This is a genomic window from Actinomadura sp. KC06, from assembly GCF_004348735.1.
Taxonomy (GTDB): Bacteria; Actinomycetota; Actinomycetes; order Streptosporangiales; family Streptosporangiaceae; genus Spirillospora.
On the sequence record NZ_SMKT01000010.1, the window covers coordinates 1 to 16,128 of the forward strand.

The 16,128-nt window shown below is 71.5% G+C and carries 15 protein-coding genes; 9 read left to right on the forward strand and 6 right to left on the reverse strand.

What is annotated here, in order from left to right:
* On the reverse strand, positions 1–868 hold an 868-nt coding region (locus E1287_RS05395; RefSeq protein WP_243718650.1), incomplete at its 3' end, for a DMT family transporter.
* 92 nt (positions 869–960) lie between these two features.
* Between E1287_RS05395 and E1287_RS05400 the strand changes: the two genes are divergently transcribed.
* Complete coding sequence (locus E1287_RS05400; RefSeq protein ID WP_131963704.1) at positions 961–1,533, forward strand: TetR/AcrR family transcriptional regulator; 573 nt, start codon at positions 961–963, stop codon at positions 1,531–1,533.
* A gap of 410 nt (positions 1,534–1,943) precedes the next feature.
* On the opposite strand, the gene secA2 is transcribed toward E1287_RS05400, so the two are convergent.
* Positions 1,944–4,271, reverse strand: coding sequence for an accessory Sec system translocase SecA2 (gene secA2, locus E1287_RS05405; protein WP_131963705.1), 2,328 nt, complete (start codon positions 4,269–4,271; stop codon positions 1,944–1,946).
* A 231-nt stretch (positions 4,272–4,502) separates the two neighbouring features.
* Between secA2 and E1287_RS46240 the strand changes: the two genes are divergently transcribed.
* Complete coding sequence (locus E1287_RS46240) at positions 4,503–4,634, forward strand: hypothetical protein (protein ID WP_279503238.1); 132 nt, start codon at positions 4,503–4,505, stop codon at positions 4,632–4,634.
* 61 nt (positions 4,635–4,695) lie between these two features.
* Here the strand turns inward: E1287_RS46240 and E1287_RS05410 are convergent, their stop codons facing one another.
* The gene (locus E1287_RS05410) at positions 4,696–5,922 is read right to left on the reverse strand and encodes an ROK family transcriptional regulator (protein ID WP_131963706.1); all 1,227 of its coding nucleotides are present in this window, start codon (positions 5,920–5,922) and stop codon (positions 4,696–4,698) included.
* 269 nt (positions 5,923–6,191) lie between these two features.
* On the opposite strand from E1287_RS05410, the gene E1287_RS05415 reads away from it, so the two are divergent.
* The 7 genes from E1287_RS05415 to E1287_RS05445 all read left to right on the forward strand — a co-directional run bounded on the left by E1287_RS05415 (position 6,192) and on the right by E1287_RS05445 (position 13,428).
* Positions 6,192–7,460, forward strand: a complete 1,269-nt coding sequence (locus E1287_RS05415) for an extracellular solute-binding protein (RefSeq protein WP_243718667.1) — start codon at positions 6,192–6,194, stop codon at positions 7,458–7,460.
* Positions 7,461–7,482: 22 nt separating this feature from the next.
* Entirely contained in the window at positions 7,483–8,454 is a 972-nt protein-coding gene (locus E1287_RS05420) for a sugar ABC transporter permease (RefSeq protein ID WP_131963708.1), read from the forward strand.
* A complete protein-coding gene (locus tag E1287_RS05425; RefSeq protein WP_165968892.1) occupies positions 8,451–9,341 on the forward strand; it encodes a carbohydrate ABC transporter permease in 891 nt (296 codons plus the stop codon). The genes E1287_RS05420 and E1287_RS05425 overlap by 4 nt, the downstream gene beginning before the upstream one ends.
* Positions 9,338–10,804: a glycoside hydrolase family 3 protein gene (locus E1287_RS05430; protein ID WP_243718652.1), complete on the forward strand. Its 1,467-nt coding sequence runs from the start codon at positions 9,338–9,340 to the stop codon at positions 10,802–10,804. Before E1287_RS05425 ends, E1287_RS05430 begins: the two co-directional genes overlap by 4 nt.
* A gap of 317 nt (positions 10,805–11,121) precedes the next feature.
* Positions 11,122–11,586 carry an Rrf2 family transcriptional regulator gene (locus E1287_RS05435; protein ID WP_131963709.1) on the forward strand — a complete coding sequence of 155 codons (465 nt, stop codon included), beginning with the start codon at positions 11,122–11,124 and terminating at the stop codon, positions 11,584–11,586.
* A 9-nt stretch (positions 11,587–11,595) separates the two neighbouring features.
* Entirely contained in the window at positions 11,596–12,387 is a 792-nt protein-coding gene (locus tag E1287_RS05440) for a DNA-formamidopyrimidine glycosylase family protein (protein WP_131963710.1), read from the forward strand.
* 156 nt (positions 12,388–12,543) lie between these two features.
* Positions 12,544–13,428: a LysR family transcriptional regulator gene (locus E1287_RS05445; RefSeq protein WP_131963711.1), complete on the forward strand. Its 885-nt coding sequence runs from the start codon at positions 12,544–12,546 to the stop codon at positions 13,426–13,428.
* 122 nt (positions 13,429–13,550) lie between these two features.
* Here the strand turns inward: E1287_RS05445 and E1287_RS05450 are convergent, their stop codons facing one another.
* The 3 genes from E1287_RS05450 to E1287_RS05460 form a co-directional block, all read right to left on the reverse strand.
* Positions 13,551–14,018, reverse strand: a complete 468-nt coding sequence (locus E1287_RS05450; protein WP_131963712.1) for a DNA starvation/stationary phase protection protein — start codon at positions 14,016–14,018, stop codon at positions 13,551–13,553.
* A gap of 167 nt (positions 14,019–14,185) precedes the next feature.
* Positions 14,186–14,542, reverse strand: coding sequence for a helix-turn-helix transcriptional regulator (locus E1287_RS05455; RefSeq protein WP_131963713.1), 357 nt, complete (start codon positions 14,540–14,542; stop codon positions 14,186–14,188).
* Between the two features lie 111 nt (positions 14,543–14,653).
* A complete protein-coding gene (locus E1287_RS05460) occupies positions 14,654–15,949 on the reverse strand; it encodes a CinA family nicotinamide mononucleotide deamidase-related protein (RefSeq protein ID WP_131963714.1) in 1,296 nt (431 codons plus the stop codon).
* Between the last annotated feature and the right edge of the window lie 179 nt (positions 15,950–16,128).

A 16,128-nucleotide genomic window follows, 5' to 3' on the forward strand; every position in this document is an offset into this window, starting at 1 on the left:
GGTGGGGGGTGGGTGTGTGGAGGGCTACGGTTACGGCGGCGGCGCAGACGAGGACGCCTAGCAGCGATAGCGGTGTCAGTGTGCTGCCGAACATGATCCAGCTCCACAGCATCGTCGTGGGTGGGGTGAGGTACAGCAGTGCGGAGACTCGTGCGACGCCCGTCCGGCGGACGTTCACCCAGTACAGCCCGTATCCGCCGAACATCGCTAGGACGACCAGGATGGCGACGGCCGTCCAGAACACCGGGTCGGCGGGCGGGACCAGCGCCCCGTCCGCGCCGGCGACGCCCGCGAACAGCACCGCGCTGACCAGGGCCTGGACGGCGAGAGCTTCGGGCAGGGCGGCGGCGGGCCGGGCGCGCCGTTCGAGGAGGGTCGCGCCGACGAGGGAGAGCATCGCCGCGAACGGGAGCAGGTACGCCCACGCCGGGGCGCCGCCGCGCACGTCGCCGCCGACGACGAGCGCGACCCCGGCGAGCCCGGCGGCGAACCCGGCGAACTGCCGCCTGGTGATCTGCTCGCCGAGGATCGGGACGGCGAGCGTGACGGCGACGAGCGGCTGCAGCGCGGTGATCAGGTTGTTGATCCCGGCGACGACGCCGTGCTCGGCGGCCAGGAAGACGCCGTAGAGGTATCCGCCCTGCGCCAGCGTCCCGATGACGACGTGCAGCACCAGGTCGCGGCGCGGGATCCGGCGCCGCCGCCACGCCAGCCACCCGCCGAGGACGGCCGCGGCGATGATGAACCGCCAGGCCAGCAGGCCGCTCGCGGGCGCTCCGCGGGTGCCGAGTTCCGCGCCGATGAACCCCGAGCTCCAGGTGACGACGAACGCGGCGCCTAGGAGGGCGTCCAGCCGGCGAGTGATCACGGGTCTCCTCATCAGGTATACATACCGGTATAGCAACACAGTACCTATACCGGTATGTATACTTGCGGTTTAGGCGTGACGAGGGAGGTGCCATGGCCGCTGTCGGCAACCGGCCGCTCACGCCCGCGGGACGGCGGGTGCTCCAGGTGGCGAGCGAGCTGTTCTACGAGCGCGGCATCGGGTCGGTCGGCATGGAGCTGATCGCCGCGGAGGCCGGGGTCACGAAGAAGACCGTGTACGACCGGTTCGACTCCAAGGACGCGCTGATCCTCGCCTACCTGCGCACCCGCGACGAACGCTGGCGCGACTTCGTCACCAAGCGCATCGCCGAGGTCGCGGACGCCCGTGAACGCATTCTCGCCACGTTCGACGCCCTCGCGGCGTGGCAGGCCGTCGAACCCGAGCGCGGTTGCTCGATGGTGAACGCCTGTGCGGAACTGCCCGACGCGTCCCACCCGGTGCACGGCGCGGCGGCCGAGCAGAAGGCATGGCTGAGGGATCTCTACGCACGCCTGATCGAGGACGCCGGGATCGCCGACCGGGCGAACCTGGCGGATCAGCTCCTCATCATCCACGAGGGCGCGGTCGTCGCGTTCAGTGTCGGCGGCGTCCGGAACGCGGCGTCGGTCGCCCGTGCTACCGCCGCCGCCATCCTGCCCCGCTGAACCAGACCGTCCAGCCGCATCGGGCGGGTCAACCGCACCGACAGGCCAGCCCCGCCAGGCGGGTCAGCCGCACCGGGCAGGCCACACCAGGCGGGTCAGCCCACACCAGGCGGGTCAGCCCACACCAGGCGGGTCAGCCCACACCAGGCGGGTCAGCCGCAGCAGGCAGGTCGGCCGCGCCGGGCAGGTCAGCCGCGCCCGTCGAATCAGCCGCACCGAGCGGTCAGTCCGCCGCAGCAAGCCGGTCAGCCGCACCGGGCAGGTCAGCCGGCCAGGCGAGTCAGGCGCACCGACAGGCCAGCCTGCAGCAGGCAGGTCAGACGCAGCAGGCGGGTCAGACGCGCCGGGCAGGGCAGGCGTATGGATCGGGGCGGGGTGCCGGGGATCGCGCGGGCAGGCCGGGCGGGGGGTCAGCGGCGGCGTTTGAACATGTTGATCATGCCGCGGAGGGCGCGTTCGTCGAGGGAGCCGAACGGGTTGTCGTGGACGAGGTACGTCCATGTCGCCGACGGACGTTTGAGGTCGGCGGCGTCCATGTCGATGCCGTCCTCCGACGCGGTGAGGGCCTCGAATGCCGCGAGCGAACGCTTCCGTGCGTCCGCGAGGAGGCGTTTGCCCGCCGGGACGGCCTCGCGGTTGAACTCGATCAGCGGGTCGAGGCCGCGGCCCAGCGACCGCAGATGGATGCCTTCGCGCAGGTCGGCGAGGTAGGCGAGGTGCTCGGACCAGCAGCGGTCCAGCTGGTACAGGACGATCTGCCGCGCGGCCGCCGCCACCGCGTCCGCGCCCGCGGTCTTGGTGAGTTCGGCGTGCTTGCCGGGGGCGTCCGCGGCCATGGTCCGGTCGGCGGCGTCGCCGCGCAGGACGGCGTCGCGTTCGGCGAGGACCTCCCGCCGCTGCAGGCCGATCAGGTGGTTGTAGCGCCAGGTGTTGCGGTGCAGTTCGAGATCGACGCCCTCGGCGACGCGCTGGGCGTGGCCGACGATCCAGTGCGCGCCCTTGTCGGTGATGAGGCCGTCGTCGCCGGACGACGCCTTCGTCTTCTCGTCGGGGGCGAAGCGGGTGACGAGGTCGTCCTGGAGGCTGGTGAAGAACACCGATCCGCCGGGGTCGCCCTGGCGTCCCGCGCGGCCTCTGAGCTGGTCGTCCAGGCGGCTGCTGTGGTAGCGGCCGGTGCCGATGACGAGGAGGCCGCCCGCCTCGGCGACCCGGTCGTGGTCGGAGCCCTCGACGTCGGCGGGGGCCGTGCCGGGCGGCGCGGACGGGTTGCCGCCGAGCCGGATGTCGGTGCCGCGCCCAGCCATCTGCGTGGACACGGTGATCGCGCCGTACGCTCCGGCCTCCGCGATGATCGCGGCCTCCTCGGCGTCGTTCTTGGCGTTGAGGACGACCCGGTCCAGCCCGGCCCGGGTGAGGCGGCGCGCGAGCCGTTCGGACTCGGCGACGTCGCCGGTCCCGATCAGCACCGGTCGCCCGGTGGCGTGCGCCTTGGCGATCTCCTCGACGATCGCGACCTCCTTGTCCGCGGTGGTCGCGTAGAGGCGGTCGGGCTCGTCGTCGCGGACGCAGGCGCGGTTCGGCGGGACGACGGCGATCTGCAGCGAGTAGAACTCCGTGAGCTGCCCCGCCACCGCCATCGCCGTCCCGGTCATGCCGCATCGCACCGGGTAGCGTCCGACCAGTTCCTGGACGGTGATCGAGTCGAGGATCTCGCCGCTCGGGGACGCCTCCAGCGCCTCCTTCGCCTCGACCGCGGCCTGGAGGCCGTCCGGCCAGCGCTGCAGCAGCGCGACCCGGCCGCGCGATTCGCTGATCAGCTTCACCTCGCCGTCGCGGACGAGGTAGTCCACGTCGCGGTGCAGCAGCACCTCGGCATGCAGCGCGACGTTCACGGCGGTGAGGGTGTCGAGGTGTTCGGACGCGTAGAGGTCCAGGCCGAGGACGCGTTCCACCTCGTGCGCCCCCGCCGGGGTGAGCTGGACGTTCCGCGCCTCGTCGTCGGTCGTGTAGTGCAGGCCGGGCCGCAGCCGCCGGACGAGGTCGGCGTAGCGGGGGTCGGCGGAGTCGAGGTCGGCGGCGCCCGCGAGGACGAGCGGCACCATCGCCTCGTCCACCAGCACCGAGTCGGCCTCGTCGATCAGCGCGACGGACGGCTCCGGCTGGACGACGTCATCGGCGTCGGTGGCGAGCCGGTCCCGCAGCAGGTCGAAGCCGATCTCGCTGACCGGCGCGTACGTCACGTCGGCCCGGTAGGCGGCCCGGCGCTCGTCCGGCGTGGACGACTGCCCGACCCAGCCGACCGACACGCCGAGCATGGCGTACAGCGGTCCCATCCATTCGGCGTCGCGGCGCGCGAGGTAGTCGTTGACCGACATGACGTGGACCTGGCGGCCGCGGAGCGCGTACCCGGCGGCGGCCAGGGCGCCCGACAGGGTCTTGCCCTCGCCGGTGGCCATCTCCGCGACGTGTCCGGACAGCAGCGCGAGCGTCCCGATGAGCTGCACGTCGAACGGCCGCTCGCCGAGCGTCCGGCGGGCGGCCTCCCGGCCGAGGGCGCACAGCTCCGCCAGGTCCTCCTTCCGGCGGAGGGCGGAGGCGGCCGCGGTCAGCTCGTCGTCGGACAGCTCCCGGACGCGCGATTCCCGCTCGCCCGCCTCGTCCACCAGGGCGCGGAACGGCGCGAGATCGACGCTGCCGGGCTTCTGGACGAGCCGCCGCAGCCGCTCACGCAGGGCCATGGCCACCCCTCGGTTCAACGATCACGGTTCCCCCAACGGGCCGGTACGGGAGTGCGTTCCTCACCATGATCTCAGGGGAACCCCCGCCCGTCCCAGGGGTGTTCTCCACACTTGGTCTGACCTCGAATTCATTCCTTGGACGGATCCCGCGGACCGCTCCCCTCTGGGAAGATGAGGACATCACGGGGTAGCGGGGGCGGGGGGATCGCCACCGCGGAAACAGGGTTCGCCATGACACCTACGGCACGCAAGGCGGCGGCGCTCAAGCGCAAGCGGCAGATCATCAGTCAGACCGTCATCGACCGGGCACTGAACGACCCGCGGCGCCATCGAGAGCAGGCCGCCGCGGCCACCGCCAAGTAAGAACGCTTACGAGCGCCTCCGCCACCAGGCGGGGGCGCTCGGCTCTTTCAAGACGTCCGGCTCAGGACGCCCCGGCCGCGGAGAAGACGTCGTCGCGGGCCTTCACCAGGGCCGCGTGCAGGGCGCCGCGCAGGACGGCGTTGCCCTCCACTCCCGTCATGGCCACGGCGGGACGGGTCGGGCTGATGCGGCCGACGATCTCCTCGATGCGGGTGGCGAGGGGGCGTCCGCCGGCGCGGCCGAGGTTGCCCGACAGCACCACGAGCCCCGGGTCCAGGACGATGTTGACCGAGGTCACGCCGTAGGAGATGCGGCGGGCGAGATCGTCCAGGAACGGGCCGCCGCGGGCCTCGTCGGCGGCGGCCGCGCGGACGCAGTCCACCGCCGTGGCCTCCTTGACGCCGTACTCGTGCGCGAGGGCGCGGACCGCGTCCGCGCCGACGAGCGCGCCGTAGCCGCCGGCGAGGGTCGGGATGCCCCAGGTCGTCGACTCGGTGACGCCCTCGTCCGCCGGGACGCGGCGGGCGGTGCCGAGCGGCAGCGGTGCGCCGGGGACGGGCAGGTAGCCGATCTCCCCCGCACCGCCGGACCGGCCGCGGTGCAGCCGTCCGCCCAGCATCACCGAAAGGCCCATGCCGCGGTCGAGCCACATGAGCGCGAAGTCGTCGGCTCCCCGCGCGGCGCCGTAGGCCCGTTCGGCGATGGCGGCGAGGTTGACGTCGTTCTCGATCGTCACGGGACGGCGCAGATCGGTCCGCAACGCGGCGAGGACGCCCTCGTGCCAGGAGGGAAGGTCGAAGGAGAACTGCACATCGCCGGACTGCGGGTCGACGACGCCGGGCGTGCCGATCACGAACGCGCTCAGCTTCGACAGCGCGACCTTGGCCGAGCGGCACGCCTTCACCACGGCGGCGTGCACCATCCGGACGGGCTCGTCCGCGCCGTTCGGGTCCACGGTGACCTGGGCGACGATGTGCCCGGTGATGTCGGCGACCCCGGCGGTGACGCCGTCCGGCCCGACCTCAAGCCCGGCCACATAGGCGCTGGACGGGACGACCGCGTACAGCGCGGCGTTCGGACCCCTCCCCCCGGCCTGCGATCCGACGACCGCGACCAGCCCGCGGTCCTCCAGTCTCGACAACAGCTGGGACGCGGTTACCTTGGACAGCCCGGTGTGCTCACCGATCTGTGCACGGGTCAGCGGGCCCTGCTGGACGAGCAGGTCCAGCGCCGCGCGATCGTTGAGCTCACGCAGGAGCCTCGGCGTCCCCGGGCGGTTGGCGACCATGCTGGTACCCCTCGATGTCTCAAGTGTCTCAATCCGCTAACGGCAGTTTTGTTTAGGAAAGTTTCTTGTTAGTTTACGCCCAAGCGCCGACCGGTCCGGTACCCCGGATCGGGGGCGCGCGCAGAGCGCGGACTGGCGAGCAGGGCGCCCGCGAGCGTTGCGAACGCGAGAGGGGCATGGCTGGGACCCTAAAGGGTCCCCATCTCCCCTCGCACCGCAGGCCACAAGGCCGCGCGAGGCGATGCCGGAAAGGATCCCCAGTGAAGTACATGAAGATTGCGGCCGTCGCTGCCGCGATCGCCCTGGCCGCCACGGCCTGCGGCGGCGATGACGGCGGCGAGGAAAAGGGCGCGACCAAGGACCCCGCCCAGCTCAAAGTCTGGATGATGGGCGAAGGAACCACGGAGCAGACGAAGTTCCTTGACGCCGTCGAGGCCGAGTTCAAGACCAAGCACCCGAACACGGACGTGCAGATCAAGTACGTGCCTTGGCCGCAGGTGGCTACAACGTTCCAGAAGGCGGCGGCCGGCGGCGAGGGCCCGGACGTCACCGAGCTGGGCAACACCGACGTCCAGTCCCACATCGAGCAGGGCAACCTCGCCGACATCAGCGAGGAGTTCGGCGACTGGGCCGACGGCAAGACGCTGAACAAGACCGCGCTCACCAACGACCAGGCGGACGGCAAGACCTACGCCGTGCCGTGGTACGGCGGCGTCCGGGCCGTCTGGTACCGCACGGACCTGTTCCAGGAGCTCAACATCCAGCAGCCGAAGAACTGGGCCGAGCTGACCGCGGCGGCGAAGAAGATCCAGGACTCGGGCAAGGTGGACGGCGGCGGCATCGCCGTCCCGAGCGACCAGACCAACGCGCTGCTCAGCTTCATCTGGGGCAACGGCGGCGAGGTCGCCACCAACGAGGGCGGCAAGTGGGTCGGCAAGCTCGACCAGCCGCAGGCCGTCGAGGCCGCCAAGTACTGGTCCGGCCTCGTCACCACCGACAAGGTGGCGTCCAAGAGCTACATCGGCAAGCACGAGCTGCAGGGCCCGCAGCGCGACTTCGCGCTCGGCAAGGTCGGCATGTACTTCGACGGCAGCTGGGCGCTCAAGGAGATGAAGAAGCTCGCCCCCAAGAACGTCGACAAGTGGGGCGTCTTCCCGATCCCGGCCAAGACCGGCGGGAACGCTCCCGTCATGGCGGGCGGCTCCGACCTGGCCGTCTGGGCCGACAGCAAGGCCAAGGCCGCGTCCTTCGACTACATCACGGTGCTGAACAACGCCAAGAACGCCAAGGCGTGGGCCGACTACAGCGGCTTCTCGTCCATGCGCTCGGACGTGAAGTTCTCCGACCCCAAGCTCGAGATCTTCACCTCCATCGCCGGCAACACCAAGTTCCCGCCCATCAGCGCCGGCTGGGGCGAGTTCGAGCAGGCCAAGAAGGTCCTCCCGAACGCGATCAAGGCGATCATGCAGGGCAAGTCCGCCGAGGAGGAGATGAAGAAGGCGAACGAGCAAGCCAACACCCTGCTGAACGCGTCTTAGAACCCGGCTGATCGGAACGTCCATGCTCGACACCGCACCGGCGGTGCGGAAAGCGCCCGGCCGGAGATCCTCCGGCCGGGCGCGCGCCCGCCGCGGGCCCCGCCTCGGGCCCTACCTGCTGATCGCGCCGACCGTGGTCGTGATCGCCATCCTGATGTTCTGGCCGATGATCCAGATCGGCATCATGTCGTTCCAGAAGGTCGGCAACCGCCAGCTGCGCGGCGAGCCGGCCGAGTCGGTCGGCACCGAGAACTTCGACACGATCCTCAACGACCCCTTCTTCTGGCAGACCTTCCGGCACACCGTGCTGTTCGCCGTCGTCGCGGTGTCGCTGACCATGCTCGTCGGGACGCTGGTCGGGCTGCTGCTCAGCAAGCTCGGCAAGAGGATGTCGTCGTTCGTCGCGGGCGGCGTCATGGTCGCCTGGGCCACCCCTCCGGTCACCGCGGCGATCATCTTCACCTGGCTGTTCGGCTCGACCGGCGGCGTCGTCAACTGGACCCTCGACCTGCTGCCGAACTTCCTCGTCGGCGGCGGCTGGTCCGACTACAACTGGTTCGCCACGCCGCTGTCCACGTACACCGTGCTCACCGTGTGCGTCGTCTGGCAGGCGTGCCCGTTCGTCGCCGTGTCCGTCCTGGCCGGCCTGAAGAGCATCCCCGGCGAGCTGTACGAGGCCGCCCGGGTGGACGGATCGGGCCCGTGGCGGACGTTCTGGAGCCTCACCTACCCGATGCTCAAGCCGATCTTCCTCGTGCTGATCGTGATGTCGATCATCTGGGACTTCAAGGTCTTCACACAGCTGTTCATCATGTCCGGGATGGCGAACCGCGACGCGTTCAACCTGTCGCTCTACGGCTACTCCGAGGCGTTCGGGTCGCTCAATCCGAAGCTCGGCATGGGCTCGGCGATCGCGCTGGTGCTCACGGTCATCCTGCTCATCGTCACCGCCCTCTACGTGCGGGTCATGGTGCGCCAGGGGGAGACGAAATGACGACCATGACAACGAGGCGCCAGGCCGGCACGCGGCGCCGTCCGCCCTCCAAGAAGCTGCGCCGCAAGATCATCCTGAACACGACGGGGGTGGTGGTCTTCCTCCTCGCCGTCTTCCCCGTCTTCTGGATGGCGTCCACCGCCTTCAAGCCCAACGACGAGATCTTCAGCACGACGCCGAAGCCGTTCCCCGCGCACCCGACGCTGGACCACTTCGACGTGGTGCTGAACGGCGGCATCGCCGAGGTCAGCTTCTGGGAGTACTTCCGCAACAGCGCGATCCTCGCGCTCGTCACCGTCGTCGCGTCGAGCCTGCTCGCGCTGCTCGCGGCGGTGGCCGTGGCGAGGTTCCGCTTCCGGTTCCGCACCACCTTCCTGATCATGCTGCTGATCGTGCAGATGGTGCCGCTGGAGGCGCTGGTCATCCCGCTGTTCCTCGACCTGAAGAAGCTCGACCTGCTGAACAGCCTGTCGGGCCTCGTCATCGTCTACATCGGCTTCGCCGTGCCGTTCGCGATCTGGATGCTGCGAAGTTTCGTCGCCGCGGTACCGCGCGAACTGGAGGAGGCGGCCGCCATCGACGGCGCCGGACCGATCCGGACGTTCTTCCGGGTCATGCTCCCGCTCGTCGCACCCGGACTGGTCGCCACCAGCATCTTCTCGTTCATCACCGCCTGGAACGAGTTCATCTTCGCCTTCACGTTCCTCGACGACCAGAACAAGTACACCCTCCCGATCATGCTGCAGTTCTTCTTCGGCCGCAGCGGCAACGCCTGGGGGCCCATCATGGCAGCGTCGACGCTGCTCACCATTCCCGTCATCGTGTTCTTCCTGCTCGTCCAGCGCCGCATGGTGTCCGGCCTCACCGCCGGGGCGGTGAAGGGGTGACCACCGACGACATCGCGACCACCGCGGACATCGCCCGGCTCGCCCGCGGCACCCTCCTCCCCTCCTTCCCCGGACCGACCGCGCCGCGCTGGCTGCTGGACGAGCTGGAGGCCGGCCTCGCCGGCGTCACCCTGTTCGCCCTCACCGGCAACGTGCAGAGCCCGGAGTCCCTCGCAGCGCTCACCGCGCAGATGCGCAAGGCCGGCGACCCGTTCGTCACGATCGACGAGGAGGGCGGCGACGTCACCCGCCTCGGCGGCCACCAGACGGGCAGCCCCTACCCGGGCAACGCGGCGCTCGGCGCCGTCGACGACCCGGAGCTGACCCGGCGGATCTACCGGTCCCTGGGCGCCGAGCTGGCCGACGTCGGCGTCAACTTCAACTTCGCGCCGTCCGTGGACGTCAACACCGCCGACGACAACCCGGTGATCGGCACCCGCTCGTTCGGGTCCGACCCCGAGCTCGTCGCCCGGCACGCCGCCGCGTCCGTCACCGGCACGCAGGAGGCGGGCGTCGCGGCCTGCGCGAAGCACTTCCCCGGCCACGGCGCCACCGTGGACGACTCGCACCTGTCGATCCCGCTCGTCGACGCCGACCTGGAGCTGCTGGACCGGCGCGAGCTGGTCCCGTTCCGGGCGGCGATCGAGGCCGGCACCCGCGCGGTGATGACCGGGCACCTCAACCTGCCCACCATCACCCGCGGGGTGCCGGCGACCCTCTCCCCCGAGGCGATCACCGGGCTGCTCCGCGAGCATCTCGGCTACCAGGGGGTGATCGTCACCGACGCGCTCGACATGGAGGGCGCGAGCGGCGCGATCGGCATCCCCGAGGCGTCCGTCCGGGCGCTCATCGCGGGCGCCGACCTGCTGTGCCTCGGCCCGAAGGAGCACGCCGAGACCCTCGAGGCGACCCTCGCCGCCATCGGCGAGGCCGTCCGCACCGGGCGGCTGTCGCCGCACCGGCTGCAGGACGCCGCGGACCGCACGCGCCGGCTCAAGGAATGGCTCGACGGCCACTCCTCCGCCGTCGTCGACCGCGCCGCCGGCCTGGAGGCGGCCCGCCGCGCCATCCGCGTGTCGGGCTCCCTGCCCGGCTGGGACGGCGCGCCGCTCGTCGTCGAGACGGAGTCCACCGGCAACATCGCCATGGGCCCGACCCCCTGGGGCCTGAGCCCGTGGGCGCCCGACGCCGTGCAGGTGGACGGGGCGAACGGGGCGGCGGACCGGGTCCTGGACCGTGCCAAGGGACGCGGCCTCATCGTCGTGCTCCGCGACGCGCACCGCCACGCCGCCCAGCGCGCCCTCACCACCGCCCTGCTGACGGCCCGTCCGGACACCGTCGTGGTGGAGATGGGACTGCCCGTGTGGCGCCCCGGCTCCGCCGTGTACCTCGCGTCCTACGGCGCCGCCGCCGCCAACGCCCAAGCCGTCGCCGAACTCTTGGGCCTGACCCCCGCCACCTGACCCGCCAACGAAAGACCCGCGACGCGCCCGCCGGACAACAGCCCGGTTCCGCCGGGCGCGTTGCGCTGTGCCTAGTGCAGCGCTCTCCTCCTTCGGGCGCTGGGCGCCCTCCATCGTCGAGCACTGCGCGCGATCGCTGCATCGCTTCGTCTCGCCTTGACGGCTCGCTGCGCGATCAGGTTTCTCGCAAGCTCGAAACCTGCCTTCGGACGCGATCGCAGGCGTTGAGGTTGTCGCATGGTTGCGGCGGTGGCCGAGGTAGGTGGTCCGGGGGTCGCGGTGCCGGAGCGGTGCGGCGGACAAGCGATAATGGTCGTATGCGATTGTCCGCCCGGGTCGACTATGCGTTGCGCGCCGCTGCCGAGCTGGCGGTCGCCGGGAGCCACCCGGTGACCGCGGTACAGCTCGCGGAGGCGCAGCAGATCCCGCCCAAATTCCTGGAGAACATCCTCGGCCAGCTGCGCCGGTCCGGTCTCGTCCGGAGCCAGCGGGGACCCGAGGGCGGCTACTGGCTGGCGCGGCCGGCCGACAAGATCTCCCTCGCCGACATCATCCGTGCCATCGACGGGCCGCTGCTCGGCGTGCGGGGCGAGCGCCCCGAGCACGTCGGGTACCAGGGGCCCGCGCGTTCGCTGCAGGACGTGTGGATCGCGCTGCGCGCCAGCGAGCGGTCCATCCTGGAGCAGGTCACGCTCGCGCACATCGCCGAAGGGAAACTGCCCGAGCCCGTCCAGAAACTGACCGAGGACCCGTCCGCCTGGGAAAGCCCCTCGTTCATCTGAGGCCCTTCCATGCCGGAAGGTGACGTCGTCTGGCTGACCGCCCGGCGCCTGCGCGAGGCGCTCGCCGGGCGGCCGCTGGTGCGTTCCGACTTCCGCGTCCCCCGGTTCGCGACCGCGGACCTGCGGGGACGCACCGTCCTGGACGCCGTGTCGCGCGGCAAGCACCTCCTCGTCAGGGTCGAGGGCGGGCTGACCGTCCACACCCATCTGCTGATGGAGGGGCGCTGGCAGATCCGCCGGGCCGGGCCCGTGCCGCGCGACCACCGCGTCCGGCTCGTCCTGGCGAACGCGGAATGGCAGGCGGTCGGCCACTCCCTGGGCCTGGTCGAGCTGGTGCGCACCGCCGAGGAGGATCAGGCGGTCGGCCATCTCGGGCCTGACCTGCTCGATCCCGGCTGGGGGCAGGAGACGGCCGCGGCGGCGGTCGCGCGGCTGGAGGAGGACCCCGGCCGGACGATCGGGGAGGCGGTGCTCGACCAGACCCGGCTGGCCGGGATCGGCAATGTCTACAAGGCCGAGATCCTGTTTCTGCGGGGCGTCCACCCATGGACCCTGGTCGGGAACGTTCCCGACCTTCTCGGCCTTGTGGAGCTCTCTCACAGGCTGCTGGACCTCAACAAGGACCGGCACGGCCACATCACCACCGGCGACCTGGCCCGCGGACGCGAGCACTGGGTCTACGGCCGCGCCGGACGCCCTTGCCGCCGCTGCGGAACCCGCATCGAACGCGGCGAGCAGACGTCCCACGGCGGCAAGCGCATCACGTATTGGTGCCCCCGCTGCCAACCGGCCCCCGGCTAGAGGTCGACGCCCGCCCGTCGCCCGGGTCGACTGGGGCGGGTCGCCGCCTGGCGGGGCGCTGGATCCGGGCGCCCGTGTTGAGAATCCTCGGTGTGCGATCGTTCCAAGTCAATTCTCGGGTTTTCTTATTGATCTCCTCGCCGTAGCTTGGGTCTTGTGACCCTGGACGATCTGCGCGTGTTCGTGGCCGTGTGCGCGGCGGGCAATCTCAGCGCGGTGGCGCGCGATCTGTCGTGCAGCCAGTCGGCGGTCAGCCAGCATGTGAAGCGGCTGGAACGGGAGACCGGGCTGGTGCTGCTGGAGCGGCGTCCGCGCGGGGTGGTGCCGACGCGGGCGGGACGCGTCCTGCGGCAGGCCGCGGCCGAGGGGCTCTCCGGGCTGGACGCCGCGCTGCGCCATCTCGACGACCTGCGACGCGGCGTCGGCGGGACGGTGCGGGTCGCGACGGGGGCGACCACCGTCCGGCATTTCATGGCGGCGGGCGTGGCGGCGTTCCGGGGCCGCCATCCCGAGGCGGCGCTGCAGTTCGAGACCGCGGGGTCCAGCCGGCGGTGCCTGGAGGCCGTCCGCTCGCATGCCGCCGATCTCGCTTGGGTGACGACCGGGCCGCCGCTGGAGGGTGTCGAGCAGCGGGCCTCTCACGAGCTGCCGTGGATGCTCGCCGTCCACGCCGATGATCCGCTGGCCCGGCGGACGGCCATCGCGCTGGAGGACCTGTCGGGCATCCGGCACATCGAGCTGCCCGAGCACTCCACCTCGCGCCTGCATCTGGAGACGCACCTCGAACGGCACGGGGTGCGGCTGACGTCCACCACGAGCGTCGCCGACTGGGACACCGCGCTGCTGCTCGCCGAACTGGGGCTGGGCCACGCGATCCTGCCCGCACTGCCGGGATGGGGGCGCGGGAGCGGGGACGTCCGGCTGGTGCCCATCCCGGACCTCCCGCCGCTCACCGCGGGGTGGGCGGCACGGCGGTGGGACGCGCTGAGCCCGCTCGCCGTCGAGTTCGCCGACACCGTCCTGGAGCATCTGCGGACGTGAAACGGCCCCGGACCTCGCAGGAACGGTCGGCGAGGGCCGGGGCCTCGTCGGCTCCGGGGCGGCGCGCCGGGGATCGCGGCGGCGCGCCTTGCCAGGCCGGCGTCATTGGGCTCCTGGACGCGTCAGGTCTGCGCCTGGAACATCCAGTGCTGCTTCTCCAGTTCGCGGGCGATGCCGATGAGCAGGTCCTGCGTCACCGGGTCGGGCTCGTCGGTGACCGCGATGCGCTCGCGGAACCGCGCGATGATCTGCGCCAGGATATCGGTGACCGCGGCGACGACCTTGTCGTCGTCGAGATAGCCGCCCTCCAGCTGCGGAAGCCTCGTGCGGTCGGCGACCGTGCGGGCGCGGCCGTCGGGGTTCACGCCGATCGTGACGGCGCGTTCGGCCACGTCGTCCTGGCCGCTGCGGGCGAGGGCGACGATCTCGTCAAGGTGCTCGTGGACGACTTTGAAGTTGCGTCCGGTGAGGTTCCAGTGCGCCTGCTTGGCGACCAGGGAAAGGTCGATCAGGTCGATGAGGGAGCCCTGCAGGGCGTCCCCTGCGACCTTCTTGGCCTCGTCGTCGATCGGGCTCTTGACCGCCGCCATGATGGGGCTCCTTCCGCGTCGTTACGGGTAACCGTTACAACACGGGAACCTCCCCGCAAATGCCGCATTCATGCGTGAGACCGCGCACACCCGCGGCCCCGATCGGACGCATGAACGCCCGGGAAGCGCCCGAGAACAGGCGTCGACGACGGGCCGTCGAGAGCGGGTCAGGCCGCGACCATGTCGGCGCGGAACTCCCCGGTGATCTCTTCGGGCGTCTCCGGGATGCTGTCGGCGGAAATGCGCTCGTGCTCCGGCGGCGCGCCCGCCATGACGGGCTCGTGCTGCAGCTCGGCCAGGGCCAGCTGGTCCGCCACGTCCCTGAGGACGTGCGACAGCGGAACGCCGAGCGCCTTGCAGATCGAGGACAGCAGTTCCGACGATGCCTCTTTCTGCCCCCGTTCCACCTCGGACAGGTAGCCGAGTGACACCCGCGCGGCCGCGGACACCTCACGGAGGGTGCGTCCCTGGCGCAGCCGCAGCTGCCGCAGTACGTCACCGAGCAGCTGGCGAAGCAGGACCATCGTCTCGCTCCCTCCCTCAGTTCGGACCATCTGCCGGTTCCACCGTACCCGGCTTGACGGCGGCCATGGCAGACCGTTGAATTCGTGTTCGCTCGGAACGTAACGCTGTAATCAGCCCCGATCTTCCCGATCCGCCTGAGCCTTCCCGCTCCGCTCCGTGACGTCAAGCCCGAGCAGGACGCGTCTCAGCAGCTCAAGGGCGTGCACGACGGTCATCCGCCGGATCACCGCGCGGGATTCCGGGCCGGTGCCCGGCACGGGGAGTTTCGGAGCGAACACGGTGAGCGACTCTCCTGGACCGGCCACACCGATGTAGATCGTCCCGACCGGGCGGCCGTCCTGCGGGTCGGGGCCCGCCACACCCGTCACGGCGAGCCCGTACGTCGCGTTGAGCGCGTCCCGCACACCCGCCGCCATCGCGGCCGCCACGTCCGGGTGGACGGCCCCCTCCTCGGCGAGCAGTTCCGCCGGGACGCCCAGCAGCCGGTGCTTGGTCTCGGTCGCGTACGTCACCATGCCGCCGGCGAACGTCGCCGACGAACCCGGCATCGCGGTCAGCTCCGCGCCGATGAGCCCGCCGGTCAGCGACTCCGCCGTGGCGACGGTCGCCGAGCGCTCCGCGAGCAGCCGGTGGACGACCCGGTCGAGCGACTCGTCCTCCGCCCCGTACACGGCGTCGCCGAGCAGATCCCGGACTCGCGCCTCGACGTCCGCGAGGCGCCCGGCGGCACCCGGCCCCGCGACGCTGATGCGGACCTTCACCTCCGCCGGGTCGGGCAGGTAGGCGAGCCGCACCCCGTCCATCGCCTCGACCTCGGCGAGCCGCGTCGCGACGACCGACTCCCACATCCGGGCGGTGCGCAGCGTGCGGCGCGCGACGGCGGGCAGCCCGGCGATCTCCGCCAGCTCCGGCAGGACGGTCTCGTCCATGATCGTGCGCATCTCGAACGGGACGCCCGGCAGCGCGTAGACGATCCCGCCGGGCAGCTCGACGCGCAGGCCGGGCGCCGAGCCCGCGGAGTTGGCGAGGACCCGCGCGCCCTCGGGGACGTCCGCCATGCGCAGCGCCATCGGCTGCAGCTCCCGCCCGGCGCGCTCGACCCGCTCGCGCAGCCGCCGCTCCAGCGCCGGGTCCCGGACGAGCCCGACGCCCGCCGCCTTGGCGAGCGCGTCGCGGGTCAGGTCGTCGTAGGTCGGCCCGAGGCCGCCGGTGCTGATGACGGCGTCGGCGCGGCCTAGCGCGGCGGTCACGGCCTCGACGATCACGTCCGTCTCGTCGCCGACGACGACGCTGCGGGTCACGTCGACGCCGTGGTCGGCGAGCCTGCGGCCGAGCCACGCGGCGTTCCCGTTGATCGTGTCGCCGAGGAGCAGCTCGTCCCCGACGGTGAGCAGTTCGACCCGCATCGCGTCCCCATCCCGCTGTTCACCGGCCCTGCTCTTCACCGGCAGGGCGCCACGAATCTACCGGCGGCACCCGCGCGGACGGACCGGGGCGGCCGCCGGTTGTCCGCGAAAACGACCGAATGAGGACGGGCGCGGCCGCGGCCGATCGAACCGGTCCAAGCGGATTTCCCTCTTCGCTC

Bases quoted from the DNA above. Each gene is read 5' to 3' on its own strand.
- E1287_RS05440 (WP_131963710.1), top strand. From the start codon at position 11,596: ATGCCGGAAGGTGACGTCGTCTGGCTGACCGCCCGGCGCCTGCGCGAG.
- E1287_RS05435 (WP_131963709.1), top strand. From the start codon at position 11,122: ATGCGATTGTCCGCCCGGGTCGACTATGCGTTGCGCGCCGCTGCCGAG.
- E1287_RS05400 (WP_131963704.1), top strand. From the start codon at position 961: ATGGCCGCTGTCGGCAACCGGCCGCTCACGCCCGCGGGACGGCGGGTG.
- E1287_RS05425 (WP_165968892.1), top strand. From the start codon at position 8,451: ATGACGACCATGACAACGAGGCGCCAGGCCGGCACGCGGCGCCGTCCG.
- E1287_RS46240 (WP_279503238.1), top strand. From the start codon at position 4,503: ATGACACCTACGGCACGCAAGGCGGCGGCGCTCAAGCGCAAGCGGCAG.
- E1287_RS05415 (WP_243718667.1), top strand. From the start codon at position 6,192: ATGAAGATTGCGGCCGTCGCTGCCGCGATCGCCCTGGCCGCCACGGCC.
- E1287_RS05460 (WP_131963714.1), bottom strand. From the start codon at position 15,949: ATGCGGGTCGAACTGCTCACCGTCGGGGACGAGCTGCTCCTCGGCGAC.
- E1287_RS05410 (WP_131963706.1), bottom strand. From the start codon at position 5,922: ATGGTCGCCAACCGCCCGGGGACGCCGAGGCTCCTGCGTGAGCTCAAC.
- E1287_RS05455 (WP_131963713.1), bottom strand. From the start codon at position 14,542: ATGGTCCTGCTTCGCCAGCTGCTCGGTGACGTACTGCGGCAGCTGCGG.
- E1287_RS05450 (WP_131963712.1), bottom strand. From the start codon at position 14,018: ATGGCGGCGGTCAAGAGCCCGATCGACGACGAGGCCAAGAAGGTCGCA.
- secA2 (WP_131963705.1), bottom strand. From the start codon at position 4,271: ATGGCCCTGCGTGAGCGGCTGCGGCGGCTCGTCCAGAAGCCCGGCAGC.
- E1287_RS05420 (WP_131963708.1), top strand. From the start codon at position 7,483: ATGCTCGACACCGCACCGGCGGTGCGGAAAGCGCCCGGCCGGAGATCC.